General features: G+C 71.8%; 10 protein-coding genes. 8 read left to right on the top strand and 2 right to left on the bottom strand.

The window, feature by feature from the left end; translation table 11 throughout:
• Positions 1-667: 667 nt before the first annotated feature.
• From gltB to ABZS66_RS34265, 3 genes are all read left to right on the top strand, one after another.
• On the top strand, positions 668-5227 hold the full coding sequence (gltB, locus tag ABZS66_RS34275) for a glutamate synthase large subunit (RefSeq protein ID WP_354765042.1): 4560 nt from the start codon (positions 668-670) through the stop codon (positions 5225-5227).
• Positions 5220-6695: a glutamate synthase subunit beta gene (locus tag ABZS66_RS34270; RefSeq protein ID WP_354765040.1), complete on the top strand. Its 1476-nt coding sequence runs from the start codon at positions 5220-5222 to the stop codon at positions 6693-6695. The genes gltB and ABZS66_RS34270 overlap by 8 nt, the downstream gene beginning before the upstream one ends.
• 953 nt (positions 6696-7648) lie before the next feature.
• On the top strand, positions 7649-8800 hold the full coding sequence (locus tag ABZS66_RS34265) for a mechanosensitive ion channel family protein (RefSeq protein ID WP_354765092.1): 1152 nt from the start codon (positions 7649-7651) through the stop codon (positions 8798-8800).
• Here the strand turns inward: ABZS66_RS34265 and ABZS66_RS34260 are convergent.
• Entirely contained in the window at positions 8784-9884 is a 1101-nt protein-coding gene (locus tag ABZS66_RS34260; protein ID WP_354765038.1) for a low temperature requirement protein A, read from the bottom strand. The genes ABZS66_RS34265 and ABZS66_RS34260 overlap by 17 nt on opposite strands.
• Before the next feature lie 101 nt (positions 9885-9985).
• Here ABZS66_RS34260 and pyk point away from each other — a divergent pair, with 101 nt between their 5' ends.
• The 4 genes from pyk to ABZS66_RS34240 all read left to right on the top strand — a co-directional run bounded on the left by pyk (position 9986) and on the right by ABZS66_RS34240 (position 13552).
• Complete coding sequence (pyk, locus tag ABZS66_RS34255; RefSeq protein ID WP_354765036.1) at positions 9986-11407, top strand: pyruvate kinase; 1422 nt, start codon at positions 9986-9988, stop codon at positions 11405-11407.
• A 37-nt stretch (positions 11408-11444) separates the two neighbouring features.
• Complete coding sequence (locus tag ABZS66_RS34250; protein WP_354765090.1) at positions 11445-12314, top strand: acyl-CoA thioesterase II; 870 nt, start codon at positions 11445-11447, stop codon at positions 12312-12314.
• 4 nt (positions 12315-12318) lie between these two features.
• Positions 12319-12783: an Rrf2 family transcriptional regulator gene (locus ABZS66_RS34245; RefSeq protein ID WP_354765034.1), complete on the top strand. Its 465-nt coding sequence runs from the start codon at positions 12319-12321 to the stop codon at positions 12781-12783.
• Between the two features lie 268 nt (positions 12784-13051).
• Positions 13052-13552 (top strand): NAD(P)H-dependent oxidoreductase, encoded by a 501-nt coding sequence (locus ABZS66_RS34240; RefSeq protein WP_354765032.1) that lies wholly within the window; start codon positions 13052-13054, stop codon positions 13550-13552.
• A gap of 86 nt (positions 13553-13638) precedes the next feature.
• On the opposite strand, the gene ABZS66_RS34235 is transcribed toward ABZS66_RS34240, so the two are convergent.
• Entirely contained in the window at positions 13639-14094 is a 456-nt protein-coding gene (locus ABZS66_RS34235) for an Rrf2 family transcriptional regulator (RefSeq protein ID WP_354765030.1), read from the bottom strand.
• A gap of 99 nt (positions 14095-14193) precedes the next feature.
• Between ABZS66_RS34235 and ABZS66_RS34230 the strand changes: the two genes are divergently transcribed.
• Positions 14194-15420: an ROK family transcriptional regulator gene (locus tag ABZS66_RS34230; protein ID WP_354765028.1), complete on the top strand. Its 1227-nt coding sequence runs from the start codon at positions 14194-14196 to the stop codon at positions 15418-15420.
• Positions 15421-15479 lie beyond the last annotated feature (59 nt).

The raw sequence follows: 15479 nt of genomic DNA, 5'->3' as shown, positions 1-15479 counted from the left end.
CGGAGGTGGGAGTGCCCACCACAACCCCCTCTGTGCCGCTGCGCGACGCATCGGAGGTGGGAGTGCCCACCACAACCCCCTCTGTGCCGCTGCGCGACGCATCGGAGGCGGGAGTGCCCACCCCACAACCCCCAACCCCCTGCGCGCCGCTGGGCGACGCACTGGAGGTGGGGGTGCCCACCCCAGGACCCCGGTGCTTCGCTGGGCGACGCATCGGAGTCTGACGTGGGATCTTGCTGTGCACATCGTAGGAAGTTCCCGCGGGTTCGTGGGGCTCCCAACCCACAGCTCCACGCGCCGGTGCGCGACGCGATCGGGACCGCGTCGCGTTCAGGCGGTGGATGGTGGGATCTTGCCGTGCATCATCGTAGGAAGTAACGGACGGTGGGAGCCATCCGCTCCTTGGACGGGTTCCAGACGGTCCGCGTTGCGTTCCAGTTCGATAACGCGGTCCTCGCGGCCCGTCCCAGCAGCTCGTGGGATTTCTCACGAGCGCGCGCTGTAGGTCGGTCAGGCGACAGACGGTACTTTGGTCGCCAACGTCAACAGCGGGCGCCCCGGTCCTGCCGCCGACCAAAGTCGGGCACGACCGTGCAAATTGCGTCCGCTCTTCGCGTACACTGGCAAGACCGCTCCTAAGGGCCGACGTTGTCCCGATTCGCAATTGATGACGTCAGGAGGCCCGATGGGTTACCCCGGACCGCAGCAGCAGGGCCTCTACGACCCTGCCTTCGAGCACGACGCGTGCGGGGTGGCCTTCGTGGCCGACATCCATGGTCGTAAGTCGCACGACGTCGTGTTCAAGGGCCTGTCGGCGCTGCGGCGCATGGACCACCGGGGCGCTCGCGGCGCCGAGCCCAACACCGGCGACGGGGCCGGCATCATGATCCAGGTCCCCGACGCGTTCCTGCGCGAGGTGGCCGGCATCGCGCTGCCGCCCGTGGGCTCCTACGCGACCGGCCTGGCGTTCCTGCCCACCGACGACGCCGCCGCCGAGCGCGCGATGCGGGTCCTGGAGAAGTACGCCCTGGTCGAGGGCGCCCAGGTGCTCGGCTGGCGGGACGTTCCCACCGACGCCACCGACCTCGGCGCCACCGCGCTGACGGCCATGCCGCGCATCCGCCAGGTGTTCGTGAGCGCGGAGCGGCTGGGTTCGCCGGGCGAGGCGCTGTCGGGCCTGGAGCTCGAACGGGTCGTCTACTGCGTCCGGAAGCAGGCCGAGCGCGAGACGCGTGAGCGCGGGATTCAGCTGTACCTCCCGTCGCTGTCGTCCCGCACGATCACCTACAAGGGCATGCTCACGCCGGACCAGGTCGTGAGCTTCTTCCCCGACCTGTCGGACGAGCGCGTGACCTCGGCGATCGCCCTGGTCCACTCCCGCTTCTCGACCAACACGTTCCCGTCCTGGGAGCTTTCTCACCCGTACCGGATCATCGCCCACAACGGCGAGATCAACACGATCCGCGGCAACCGCAACTGGATGGCCGCCCGCGAGGCGCTGCTGTCCACCGAGCAGCTGCCCGGCAACATCCGCCGGCTGTTCCCGATCTGCACGCCCGAGGCGTCGGACTCGGCGAACTTCGACGAGGCCCTGGAGCTGCTGCACCTGGCCGGCCGCAGCCTGCCGCACGCGGTACTGATGATGATCCCGGAGGCCTGGGAGAACGACCCGCGGATGGACCCGCTGCGCCGCTCGTTCTACCGCTTCCACGCCTGCCTGATGGAGCCGTGGGACGGCCCGGCCAGCGTCGCGTTCACCGACGGCACGGTCGTCGGCGCGGTGCTCGACCGCAACGGCCTGCGCCCGGGCCGCTGGTGGCAGACGGCCGACGGCCTGGTCGTGCTGGCCAGCGAGGCCGGCGTGCTCGACCTCGACCCGGCCACGATCGTCGCCAAGGGCCGCTCGGCGCCCGGCAAGATGCTGCTCGTCGACACCGCCGCCGGCCGGATCCGCACCGACGACGAGATCAAGGCCGAGCTGGCCGCCGCCGAGCCGTACGAGGAGTGGCTGCACGCCGGGCTGATCGAGCTCGACCAGCTGCCGGAGCGCGAGCACGTCGTCTACACGCACGACTCGGTGCAGCGGCGCCAGCAGACGTTCGGGTACACCGAGGAGGAGCTCAAGATCCTCGTCGGCCCGATGGCCCGCGCCGGTGCCGAGCCGCTGGGCTCGATGGGCACCGACACGCCGGTCGCCGTGCTGTCGACCCGGCCGCGCCTGATGTACGACTACTTCACCCAGCTCTTCGCGCAGGTCACCAACCCGCCGCTGGACGCGATCCGGGAGGAGCTGGTCACGAGCGTCTCGGCGACGATCGGCCCCGAGGGCAACCTGCTCAAGCCGGGCCCGGCGTCCTGCCGGCAGATCGCCCTGCCGTACCCGGTGATCGACAACGACGACCTCGCCCGGCTCCTGCACATCGACGACGACGGCGACCTGCCGGGATTCAAGGCCGTCCGGGTCTCCGGGCTCTACCCGGTGCGCGACGGCGCGGTCGGCCTCAAGCGCCGCCTGGTCGAGATCATGCGCGGGGTGTCCGAGGCGATCGAGGACGGCGTACGCATCCTGGTGCTGTCCGACCGCGACTCGACCGCCGACCTGGCCCCGATCCCGTCGCTGCTGCTCACCGCGGCCGTGCACCAGCACCTGGTCCGCGAGCAGACCCGCACGCAGGTGTCGCTGGTCGTCGAGTCCGGCGACTGCCGCGAGGTGCACCACGTCGCCGTCCTGGTCGGCTTCGGCGCGTCGGCGGTCAACCCGTACCTCGCCTTCGAGAGCGCCGAGGACCTCATCGCCACCGGCGCGCTGCCCGGCCTCGACCCGGAGAAGGCGGTCCACAACTACGTCAAGGCGCTCGGCAAGGGCGTCCTGAAGATCATGTCCAAGATGGGCATCTCGACCGTCTCCTCGTACTGCGGCGCCCAGGTCTTCGAGGCCGTCGGGCTCGACCCGCGGCTGGTCGAGCGGTACTTCACCGGCACCCCGAGCAAGATCGGCGGCATCGGCCTGGCCGAGATCCACGCGGAGATCGCGGCCCGGCACGCCCGCGCCTACCCGGCCAACGACGCCGAGCGCGCGCACCGGCGCCTCGAGGTCGGCGGCGAGTACCAGTGGCGCCGCGAGGGCGAGCTGCACCTGTTCAACCCGGAGACGGTCTTCCTGCTCCAGCACGCGACCCGGTCCGGCCAGTTCGACGTCTTCAAGAAGTACACCGCGAAGGTCGACGAGCTCGCGGGCAAGGCGGGGTCGCTGCGGGGCCTGTTCGAGCTGCGCCACGGCGTGCGGCCGGCCGTGCCGCTCGACGAGGTGGAGCCGGCGACCGAGATCGTGAAGCGGTTCGCCACCGGCGCGATGTCCTACGGCTCGATCTCGGCCGAGGCCCACCAGACGCTCGCCATCGCCATGAACAACATCGGCGGCAAGTCGAACACCGGCGAGGGCGGCGAGGACGTCGACCGCCTCCACGACCCGCGCCGCCGCTCCGCGATCAAGCAGGTCGCCAGCGGCCGGTTCGGCGTCACCACCGAGTACCTGGTCAACGCCGACGACCTCCAGATCAAGATGGCCCAGGGCGCGAAGCCCGGCGAGGGCGGTCAGCTGCCCGGCAACAAGGTGTGGCCGTGGATCGCCAAGACCCGCCACGCGACGCCGGGTGTCGGGCTCATCTCGCCGCCGCCGCACCACGACATCTACTCGATCGAGGACCTGGCCCAGCTCGTCTTCGACCTCAAGAACGTCAACCCGGCCGCCCGCGTGCACGTCAAGCTGGTGTCCGAGGTCGGCGTCGGCACGGTCGCGGCGGGCGTGGCCAAGACGAAGGCCGACGTCATCCTGATCTCGGGACATGACGGTGGTACCGGCGCGTCGCCGCTCAACTCGCTCAAGCACGCGGGCACGCCGTGGGAGCTCGGCCTCGCCGAGACGCAGCAGACGCTGCTGCTGTCGGGGCTGCGCGACCGGGTCAGCGTCCAGGTCGACGGCCAGCTCAAGACCGGCCGCGACGTCGTCATCGCGGCGCTGCTCGGCGCCGAGGAGTTCGGCTTCGCGACCTCGCCGCTCATCGTCTCCGGCTGCATCATGATGCGGGTCTGCCACCTGGACACCTGTCCGGTCGGCATCGCCACGCAGAACCCGGCGCTGCGCAAGAAGTTCACCGGCTCGCCGGAGTTCGTCGAGAACTTCTTCTGGTTCATGGCCGAGGAGGTTCGCGGCTACCTGGCCGAGCTGGGCTTCCGCACGCTCGACGAGGCGATCGGGCACACCGAGCTGCTCGACGTCCGCACGGCCGTCGACCACTGGAAGGCCGGCGGGCTCGACCTCACCCCGCTGCTGCACGTTCCCCCTCTGGCCGACGACGCCGCCCGCCGGCAGACCACCAAGCAGGACCACCGGCTGGAGCGGGCGCTGGACAACCAGCTCATCGCGGCGGTCTCCCCGGCCCTCGACGCCGGCGAGTCGATCAAGCTGAAGCTCGCGGTCCGCAACGAGCACCGCTCCGTCGGGGCCATGCTCGGCGGCGAGATCGTCCGCCGGGTCGGCGGCGCGGGCCTGCCCGACGACACGGTGGACGTTACGTTGCGCGGCACCGCGGGGCAGTCGTTCGGCGCGTGGGTCCCCCGCGGCGTCACCCTCCGCCTGATCGGCGACGCGAACGACTACGTCGGCAAGGGCCTGTCCGGCGGCCGGCTCATCGTGCGGCCCGACGAGTCCGCGCCGTTCGTCGCCGAGGAGCAAATCATCGGCGGCAACACGGTGCTCTACGGCGCGACCGGCGGCCAGCTGTTCATGCGGGGCCGGGCCGGCGAGCGGTTCGCGGTGCGCAACTCCGGCGCCGCCGCCGTCGTCGAGGGCGTGGGCGACCACGGCTGCGAGTACATGACCGGCGGCACGGTCGTGGTGCTCGGGCCGACGGGCCGCAACTTCGCGGCCGGCATGTCGGGTGGCGTCGCTTACGTGTGGCGGCTGGATCGTTCGTTGGTGAACGCGGAGCTGGTCGACCTGCGGCCGGTCTCTTCACCGGCTGCGCTTCGTTCGCTCGTTGCGCTGCACTTGGCGGAGACGGGCTCCGCGGTGGCTGCCCGCATTCTGGAGAACTGGGACGAATCGCTCAGCGAGTTCACCGAGGTCATGCCACGCGACTACGAGCGTGTGATGGAGGCGATGCGGGCCGCCGAGGCTGCCGGCCGCGATGTGGATGCGGCTGTCATGGAGGTGGCACGTGCCTGACCCGAACGGTTTCCTGCGGTACGAGCGGCGGCTCCCGGCCCGCCGGCCGGTGCCGGTGCGGCTGCAGGACTGGCGCGAGGTCTACCCGCCGGCGTCCGACGAGCTCATCACCGAGCAGGCGACGCGCTGCATGGACTGCGGCATCCCGTTCTGCCACGACGGCTGCCCGCTGGGCAACCGGATCCCGGACTGGAACGACCTGGTCCGCACCGGCAACTGGGACTTCGCGATCGAGGCCCTGCACGCGACGAACAACTTCCCGGAGTTCACCGGGCGGCTGTGCCCCGCGCCCTGCGAGGCGGCCTGCGTGCTGTCCATCGCGGGCGGCCAGGCGGTCACGATCAAGCAGGTTGAGGTCGAGATCATCAACCGCGCGGTCGCGGCCGGGCGGGTCACGCCGCGGCCGGCGCCGGAGCGCTCCGGCAGGAGCGTGGGCATCGTCGGCTCCGGCCCGGCCGGCCTGGCCGCCGCCCAGCAGCTGGCCCGGGCCGGGCACGACGTCACGGTGTACGAGCGGGACGACGCGATCGGCGGGCTGCTGCGGTACGGCATCCCCGATTTCAAGCTCGAGAAGCTCCACGTCGACGCGCGGCTGGAGCAGCTGCGGGCCGAGGGCGTGCGCTTCAAGACCGGCGTGAACGTCGGCGTCACCGTCTCCGTCGAGGACCTGCGGGCGTCGCACGACGCGCTGCTGCTGGCCTGCGGCGCGCTCGCCAGCCGCGACACGCCGGAGACGCCGGGGCGCGAGCTGCGCGGCATCCACCTCGCGATGGAGCACCTGGTCGAGTCGAACCGGGTCGTCGCCGGCAGGCTGCCCGCGCCGTCGCTGACCGCCGAGGGCAAGAACGTCGTCATCATCGGCGGCGGCGACACCGCCGCCGACTGCCTGGGCGTCGCCCACCGGCAGGGCGCGGCGTCGGTGCTGCAGCTCGACCAGTACCCGCTGCCGCCCGAGGAGCGCGACGAGTCGCGCGACCCGTGGCCGACCTGGCCGTGGATCCTGCGCAACTACCCGGCCCACGAGGAGGGCGGCGAGCGCGCGTTCGCCGTCGCGGTCACGTCCTTCGAGGGCGACGCCACCGGCAACCTCCGCGCGATCCGCATCGCCGAGGTGCAGGTGTCCAGAGTGGACGGTGTGCGTACCGTCTCCGTCGTCGAGGGCACCGAGCGGGAGTACCCTGCTGAGCTCGTCCTGCTGGCGATCGGCTTCGAGGGGACGGAGGAGGGCCCGCTGCTGTCGTCGCTGGGCCTGACCCGCAACCGCCGCGGCGGCATCGACAGCGGCTCGGACTGGCAGACCACCGCGCCCGGCGTGTTCGTGGCCGGCGACATGCACCGCGGCGCGTCGCTCATCGTGTGGGCGATCGCCGAGGGCCGCGCGGCGGCCGCGTCGATCCACGCCTACCTGGGCGGCGACGGCACGCTGCCGTCGCCCGTCGACCCGTCTGCTGTGGCCCTGTCCGCCTGAGGCGCAGTCCGAGAGCGACCACTCGGCCGACCGACCGAAGCCCGCGCCGTGTGTTCGGTCGGTCGACCGACTCATCGTTCGTGCCGTCGGTCGGTCGACCGACCAGAACTGCCCGCCGGCCATTCGGTCGACCGACCGACGCTCGTGGCGTGCGTTGGCGGTGGCCCGGTTGGTTCGTCGGCCGGCTGGCCGGTGGGATCGTGGGCGTTTCGGTCGGTCGACCGACCGAAGCCCGCGCCGTGTGCTCGGCCGGTCGACCGACTCATTGTTTGTGCCGTCTGTCTGCCGGCCGACCGGAATTTCCGCTGGCCATGGCTTCGGTCGGTCGACCGACCGGAAGTGCCCGCCGGTCATTCGGTCGGTCGACCGACCGGACTGTTGGCGTGTGTTGGCGATGGCCCGGCGGTTCGTCGGCCGGCTGGCCCCCGGTGGGATTGTGGCGTTTCGGTCGGTCGACCGACCGGGATATCTGCCGATCATTCGGTCGGTCGACCGACCGACGTTCCGGCTGTGGGTCGGTGGTGGTCGTGCCGGTCGGTCGGTTCCGTCGGTCGGTTGTCGCGGCGGGTCGCGGCCTCTTGGTCGGTCGACTGACCGAAGCCCCGTCGCGTGTTCGGTCGGTCGACCGACTCATTGTTTGTGCCATCAGTCGGTCGGTCGACCGACCGACTGAAGAGGGCGCCCGTCGCCGGCATTCGGGCCGCGTGCCCACCCGGCCATCGGTCGGTCGATCGACCGAACAGCCGCGTCGCGTCGCCGTCGTTGCCCGGGCTCATGATCGTGGGAAACATCTGGTTGCCAGGGCAGCCAGATGTTTCCCACGATCATGAAGCTGCGGCCGCAGCCCACATCACGCGGCGTTTTGTCCGAATAGCAGCGGCGGCGGACGGTGGCTATGTGCCTCACCTCATGACCGCGTGTGGGCATCACCCGGTCGGGGTAACGCGGTGCGAATGCAGGAGACGCTCATCGACACGCTCGCGCCGCTCGGCCTCGCGCTCGTTGCCGCGTTGCTCGGGTTGCTGGCGGTGGAACTGTTGCACCGCGCCATCCACAAGCTCGGCCGCACCTCGCCCATCTTCACCGAGCTCGCCAACCGCTCCCACCGGCCGGTGCAGTTCGTCGTCGTCCTGTGCGCGGTGTACTTCTCCATCCGCGACGTCGCCGACCACGCCAAGTGGCGCGACGCCTTCCTCCACGCCGACCAGCTCATCATCATCGCCGCCGTGGCCTGGCTGATCGCGGCCCTGATGCTGGTCGCCGAGGAGACGGCCCTGTCGCGGTTCCGCACCGACGTGCCCGACAACCGGACGGCGCGGCGGGTACACACCCAGATCGTCATGGTCCGGCGGGTGACGGTGGCCATCGTGGCCGTGCTGGCGGGTGGGGTGATGCTCATGACGTTCCCGCAGGCCCGGATCATCGGCACCAGCCTGCTCGCGAGCGCCGGCTTCGCCGGCATCATCGCCGGTCTGGCCGCGCAGAGCGTGCTGCGGAACCTCTTCGCCGGGCTCCAGCTGGCGTTCAGCGACGCCGTGCGGCTCGGCGACGTGGTCATCGTCGAGAAGGAGTGGGGCCGCGTCCAGGAGATCACCCTGTCGTACGTGGTGGTGCACGTGTGGGACGACCGCCGGCTCATCCTGCCGACGTCCTACTTCACCGAGAAGCCCTTCGAGAACTGGACGCGAACGGAGGCCGCGCTGCTCGGCTCGGTGATGTTCGACGTCGACTGGTGGCTGCCGGTACCGGAGATGCGCGAGGAGCTGCGCCGCGCATTGGAGTCGACCGATCTCTGGGACGGCCGCGTGTCGGTGCTCCAGGTCGTCGAGGCGACGGGCAACGCCATGCAGCTGCGCGCCCTCGTGAGCGCCGAGGACGCGCCGAAGCTGTGGGACCTGCGCTGCTTCGTCCGCGAGCACATGGTCGGCTGGCTGCGCGACGCGCACCCGGCCGCGCTGCCGCGCCTGCGGGCCGAGATGACGGCCGCGGCACCGCTGCACGCCACGCTGACCGGCCAGACCCACACCACCGACAGCGACTCGCGCGTGTTCAGCCACAGCGTCGACGGCCGCGCCCGGGCCGAGGCGTTCACCGGCGGGGACTAGTGGCGACCCACGCCGCGACGAGCGCAGCCATGATGATCGCGACCAGCACGAGCGCGGGGCCGGCGAGCGTCGAGGCCAGCACGAGGACGGCCGCGCCGGGTAGCAGCCAGGAGCGGCGCAGGTGCAGCACCCACAGCGCGACGAGGAGGATCGCCACCGGTACCGCCACCGCCAGGCTCGACGTCAGCCGCGACGTCTTGTCGTCCACGACGACCGCGATCCCGGCGCCGATCGCCGCGGCCGAGGCGAAGACCACGAAATGCCCGTAGCCCCACACGAACGCATGCCGATTGTCGACCAGGCGGCGATGCGCGGGCTCGTCGAAGTACAACCACCAGAAGGCGAACACGATGACCAGGCCGCTGGCGGCCACCCACCAGAGGCGATCCTGGACGAAGCCGGCCTGCACCGCGAGGGTGGTCGACAGGATGATCTCGCCGAGCACGATGATGAACAGCAGGCCGTACCGCTCGGCGATGTGGTGGGCGTGCCACGGCGTGGTGACGTGCCGCTCGGCCCACATCGGCACCGCCAGCTCGAAGCCGATCATCACCAGGAACAGCACCAGGTGCAGGGTGTCGTGGGTGAGCAGGATCAGCCCCCAGCCGACCATGCAGGCGCTGACGCCGATCGCCATGCGCAGCGCGGTGCGGCGCCGCTCCGGGTCGGCGTGCGCGGCCCGCAGCCACTGGGTGACCAGCCCGGCCCGCATGATCACGTAACCGAGGGTGACGATGGCGTAGTCGCCGTCGAACGCGTCCTCGACACCGGCGGCCAGCACGAGCACGCCGGCGATCTGCACCAGGGCGGTCAGCCGGTACGGCACGTCGTCGGTGTCGTACGCCGACGCGAACCAGGTGAAGTTCATCCAGGCCCACCAGATGGAGAAGAACACCAGCAGGTAGGCGCCGATGCCGTGGGCCACGTGGTGCTCGCTGATCGAGTGGTGCAGCAGGCGCCCGGCGACCGCGATCGCCACCACGAAACACAGGTCGAACAGCAGTTCGAGCGGCGTGGCGGCCCGGTGCTGCTCGTCCTTGTCGCGGGCGCGCATCGGCTGACGCCATCGGGGGGTGGTGGACATCGGACCAGTATCAGGGAAAGGCGCGGTGGACGGCGTCTCAACTGATGGCGTGACCCTGGGTCACCTGATCGGTTCCCCGGTGACAGCGCTAGCCTCATGGTGTGACTCGACGCGCCAAAATCGTCTGTACCCTCGGTCCGGCTACTTCCTCGGCCGAGCGGATCCGTGGCCTTGTCGACGCCGGGATGGACGTCGCGCGGCTCAACTTCAGCCACGGAAGCCACGAGGATCACGCCTCGGTGTACAACCTCGTCAGGGAGGCCGCCGCTGCCGCCGGCCGCTCCGTGGGCATCCTCGCCGACCTGCAGGGCCCCAAGATCCGCCTCGGCCGCTTCGCGGACGGCCCCCATGAGTGGCGCACCGGTGACACCGCTGTCATCACGAGCGACGAGATCGTGGGGACCAAGGAACGGGTCTCCTGCACGTACAAGAAGCTTCCCCAAGAGGTGAAGCCGGGCGACCGCCTGCTCATCGACGACGGCAAGGTGGCCGTCGAGGTGACCGGCGTGACCGGGAACGACATCGCCGTTCTCGTCACCGAGGGTGGCCCCGTCTCCAACAACAAGGGTGTCTCGCTGCCCAACGTCGCCGTCAGCGTGCCCGCCCTCTCCGACAAGGACGCCGAGGACCTGCGCTTCGCGCTGCGGCTCGGCGCCGACTGGATCGCGCTGTCGTTCGTGCGCTCGCCCGACGACATCAAGCTCGTGCACGAGATCATGGACGAGGAAGGCATCCGCCGCCCGGTCCTGGCCAAGGTCGAGAAGCCCGAGGCGGTCGCCGCCCTCGAGCCGATCGTCAACTCGTTCGACGGCGTCATGGTGGCCCGCGGCGATCTCGGTGTCGAGATGCCGCTGGAGCAGGTGCCGCTGGTCCAGAAGCGCGCGGTGCAGCTCTGCCGCGAGCAGGCCAAGCCGGTCATCGTCGCCACCCAGATGCTCGACTCGATGATCGAGAACGCGCGGCCGACCCGGGCCGAGGCCTCCGACGTCGCCAACGCGGTGCTCGACGGCGCCGACGCCGTCATGCTCTCCGGCGAGACGAGCGTCGGGCGGTACCCCATCCTCACCGTCTCCACCATGGCCCGGATCGTCGCCACCACCGAGGGTGGCTCGCTCTCCGTGCCCCGCCTGCAGCACGACCCCCGCACCAAGGGTGGCGCCCTCACCAGCGCCGCGTCGAACATCGCCCGCAACATCGGGGCGAAGGCGCTCGTCGCCTTCTCGCAGACCGGCGACACCGTGCGCCGGCTGGCCCGCCTGCACTGCGAGCTGCCGCTGCTGGCGTTCACGCCGGAGCCGACGGTCCGCAACCAGCTCGCGCTGAGCTGGGGCGTGCAGACGTTCGACGTGCCGTTCGTGGAGCACACCGACGAGATGTTCAAGCAGGTGGACCTGGCCCTCGTCGACCTGCCGTGGCTCGCGCCCGGCGACGACGTGGTCATCGTGGCGGGCTCGCCGCCCGGCACCCCCGGCTCGACCAACACCCTGCGCGTCCACCAGCTGGGAGCACTCTCACAGGACTGAATCCGCGGAAGTTCCGTAGATTGTCCTGGTGACTGAGCTGGTGAGCGGGCAGGCGGCGGTGGACGCCCTAGTCCGCCTTCTCGACCTGGAAGCGCTGGGGGACGACCGGTTCCTGGGCATCAGCCCGCCGGTCGGCCCCCAGCGCGTCTTCGGCGGGCAGGTGGCCGGCCAGGCGCTGGTGGCCGCGGGCCGCACCGTCGACCCCACGCGGCACGTCCACTCCCTGCACGGCTACTTCGTGCGCGGCGGCGACCCGTCCGAGCCGATCACCTACGCCGTGGAGCGCATCCGCGACGGCCGCTCGTTCTCGGTCCGGCGCTCGGTGGCGTACCAGCACGAGAAGGTCATCTTCTTCATGTCGGCCTCCTTCCACCGCGAGGAGGAGGGCCTCGACCACCACGAGCCGGCCCCGCTGGACGTCCCGCCCCCGGACGAGGTCCCGACGCTGGGCGAGCGGCTCGAGCGCTACCCGGACCGCCGGGACATCTGGGCGACGATCCCGCGCCCGATCGACGTGCGCTACGTCGGCGAGTCCGGCTGGGTCGCGCCCGGCGCCCGCCCGGCCGAGGACCACCAGCGCGTCTGGATGCGCATCGACGGCAAGCTCCCCGACGACCCGCTCCTGCACGCGTGCGCCCTGACGTTCGCCTCCGACCTGACGCTGCTGGACGCGGTCCTGTCGACGCACGGCGCGGTGTGGGGCCCCGGCGGCTTCGTGGGCGCCAGCCTGGACCACGCGATGTGGTTCCACCGCAGCTTCCGCGCCGACGAGTGGTTCCTCTACGACAGCGCGAGCCCCTCGGCGTCCGGCGCCCGCGGCCTGGCCACGGGCCGCATGTTCACCCGGACCGGAAGGCATATCGCGACAGCCGTCCAGGAGGGCCTGTTGCGGCGCGTGGGAGGATAACGGTATGCGCCTTTCTGCCCGGGTGGATTACGCGTTGCGAGCGGTGGCCGAGCTGGCCGCCGCGTCGTCCGCGAACCCCGAGACGCGCCTCGTGACCGCCGACCGCCTGGCCTCGGCGCAGCAGATCCCGCCGAAGTTCCTGGAGAGCATCCTCCTGCAGCTCCGCCGCGGCGGAGTGGTGGTCGCCCAGCGCGGCCCCGAGGGCGGCTACCGGCTGGCCCGCCCGGCCGCCGACATCTCCCTGGCCGAGATCATCCGCGTCATCGACGGCCCGCTGGCCAACGTCCGCGGCCAGCGCCCGGAGGAGCTCGGCTACATCGGCGCGGCGGCGGCCCTCCAGGACGTCTGGATCGCCCTGCGCGCCAACGAGCGCCTGATCCTGGAGACGGTCACCATCGAGGACGTCGTCACCGGCGAGCTCCCCGAGCGCGTCCGCGACCTCGTGGCCGACCCGCGAGCCTGGGTCTAGTTCCTCTTCGGGACTCGGGTCCGGGCAAGTGACGACCGTCGCTCCCGCCAGGCACCGCTCGTCGGGCCGCGACATTCGTCCCGGCCCGACGGACGCTGCCATCGCCGTCGTCCCAAGAACCCGCGACCTCCGGCCGCGCCCGACGCCCGCGATGGCCGGGCTCCGTGCGCCGCTTCCGGCCCGCACGCTCAACTCCCGAGCCGGCGCGCCGCCGGGAGTGGGGTTTGTCGCTATTTTCTATCGGAATACTGGGGGATAAGATCGGCGCATGATCGTGGTGCTCTCCGGGAACCCGCGCCCGCACTCGCGTACGTTGCACCTGGCCGAGGAGGTGGGCGCCGCGCTCGCCGAGCGGCTGAACCAGCCCGTGCCGCACACCATCGACGTGGCCGCGCTCGGCACCCGGCTGCTGCAGTCGGGCGACGGCGTCGTCGCCGACGCCCTCGGGCGGCTGCGGCGCGCGAGCCTGCTCGTCATCGCCACGCCGACCTACAAGGGCACGTACACCGGCGTCCTCAAGGTCCTGCTCGACCAGCTCCCGGCCGAGGGGCTCAAGGACGTGGCCGCCGTGACCGTGGTGACCGCCGGGGTCCGCCCGCAGGCGGACGCGACCGAGCGGCACCTGGTGGAGCTGCTGGGGGAGCTCGGCGCCGTGCCCGTCACGCCCGGCCTCGCGGTCGTCGAGTCCGAGCTGGCGAACGCCGGCACGGCCGCCGCCGAGTACGTGGCGACGATCGCCGACGGCTTCGAGTCGACCGTCAGGGGATAGGCGCGGCCGGCCGCTGGTCCGGCTGGTCGGCGCGCCCGCTCAGCACGTCGAGCGAGCGCGCTTGGGCGTGCGCGACCTGCCCGAGCTCAGCGAGGCTGCCAGGCGTGCGGCGCCGCCGTGAGCTTCCGGACGTGCGCCGGCATCCGGCCGCGCACCACGTCGGCCAGGCTGACCTCGTCGAGGACGTTGCGCACCGCCGCGCGCACCGCCACCCAGAGCTGCTGCAGGTGCTCGGCCGTCCCGGAGTACATGGCCTCCTCCGGCCGGACCCCCCGAACCTCCGCGAGCGGTCCGTCGACGGCGCGGAGCACATCGCCGACCATGATCTCCGACGGTTGGCGGGTCAGGACGTAACCGCCGTCGACGCCGCGCTGACCGCGCACGAGGCCGGCCCGGCGCAGATCGCCGAGCACCGCCTCGAGAAACTTGCGCGGCATCTCCTGCTCGTCGGCGAGCCCTGCCGCCGAGACCACCGCGGGGTAGGCCGACGCCAGACCCAGCGAGGCTCGTACCGCGTAATCCCCGCGTGCCGAGATGTGCATGTGGAAGCCTGCCTTTCCGGCCGGGCTGGTGGCTTGAATGTCCGATACCAATGTAGGCGGCCCGCCGATCGGTGATCGCCGGGGTAGCGTTGTCGGATTATGCGATCCGAAGAGCCGCGGCGCGGTGCCGACCACAACGTGATGCGCGAGGTGAACCGCTCACTGGTCCTGGCACTGGTCAAGGAGGGCGGCCCGGTGTCGCGGGCGAGCATCGCCCGCTCGACCACCCTCGCCAAGCCGACCGTGTCGGCGATCGTCGACGAGCTCATCGCCGAGGGCCTGGTCCGCGAGATCGGCCCCGGCTCGACCGCGGTCAGCGGCGGCCGCCCGCCGATCCTGCTGGAGTTCAACGCCCGCTCGCAGCTCGTCGCCGGCGTGCACATCGGCGCCCGGCGCACCACGATCGCGATCGGCGACGCCGCGGGGGAGGAGGTCGCCCGCCGCGAGCTGCCGACCCCGCGCGACGACCCGGGCGAGGCGCTGCGCCTGGTGGCCGCCGAGGTCCGCGCGGTGATCGCCGACGCCGGCCTGGAGACGGCCCGGCTCGCCGCGGTCGGCGCCGTGCTGCCCGGCCTCACCGACTTCCACACGGGCGTGTGCCTGCTCGCGCCGAACCTCGGCTGGCGCGACGTCCCGGTGCGCGAGATCCTGGCCGCCGAGCTCGACGCGCCCGTCTACGTCCACAACGCCGGCCAGGCCGCGGCCGTCGCCGAGAACCTGGAGGGCGCGGGCGAGCGCGCCGGCGACCTGGCACTGTTGTACGCGGGAACCGGCCTCTCCGCCGGGATACTGTCCGACGGACGGGTCTTCCACGGCGTCGGCGGCACGGCCGGCGAGATCGGCCACAACGCGGTCCCGGGCAACGACGAGCCGTGCAACTGCGGCAAGGTCGGCTGCCTGGAGACGGTGGCGTCGGGCCCGGCGATCGTGCGGGCCGTGCACCGCGCGCTGGCGGCCGGCGGCACGTCGTCCCTGGCGGGCCAGGACTCGTTCGACGCCCGCGACGTAACGGCCGCCGCCCGCGCGGGCGACCGCCTGGCGGCCGCGGTCATCGCCGACGTGGGCACCCGGCTGGGCCTGGCCGCCTCATGGCTGATCAACGCCTACAACCCGGCTCTCGTCGTGGTCGGCGGCGGCCTGGCCGCGATCGGCGACCTACTCCTGGACCCACTGCGCGCCGCGGTGGCGCGACACGCCCTGGCCCCGGCGCTACGCGGCGTAGAGATCCGCGCCTCGGTCCTGGGCCCGGACGCCGAGGTCCGCGGCGCCGTACTCCTGGCGCTACAACACTCGGAGACCTACTACCGCGTCGTCTTCCGCGCCTGACCCGCCCAGCTGACCCGCCCGCGTGCTGACCCGCGCGCCTGCCCATGCACCGACTGGCC

The organism is Dactylosporangium sp. NPDC005572 (assembly GCF_040605515.1).
Lineage (GTDB): Bacteria > Actinomycetota > Actinomycetes > Mycobacteriales > Micromonosporaceae > Dactylosporangium.
The sequence above is the reverse complement of the archived record's forward strand: the minus strand, read 5'-3'. Positions and strand labels throughout refer to the sequence as shown.

Bases quoted from the DNA above. Each gene is read 5' to 3' on its own strand.
- gltB (WP_354765042.1), top strand. From the start codon at position 668: ATGACGTCAGGAGGCCCGATGGGTTACCCCGGACCGCAGCAGCAGGGC.
- ABZS66_RS34265 (WP_354765092.1), top strand. From the start codon at position 7,649: ATGCAGGAGACGCTCATCGACACGCTCGCGCCGCTCGGCCTCGCGCTC.
- ABZS66_RS34260 (WP_354765038.1), bottom strand. From the start codon at position 9,884: ATGTCCACCACCCCCCGATGGCGTCAGCCGATGCGCGCCCGCGACAAG.
- ABZS66_RS34245 (WP_354765034.1), top strand. From the start codon at position 12,319: ATGCGCCTTTCTGCCCGGGTGGATTACGCGTTGCGAGCGGTGGCCGAG.
- ABZS66_RS34240 (WP_354765032.1), top strand. From the start codon at position 13,052: ATGATCGTGGTGCTCTCCGGGAACCCGCGCCCGCACTCGCGTACGTTG.
- ABZS66_RS34235 (WP_354765030.1), bottom strand. From the start codon at position 14,094: ATGCACATCTCGGCACGCGGGGATTACGCGGTACGAGCCTCGCTGGGT.
- ABZS66_RS34230 (WP_354765028.1), top strand. From the start codon at position 14,194: ATGCGATCCGAAGAGCCGCGGCGCGGTGCCGACCACAACGTGATGCGC.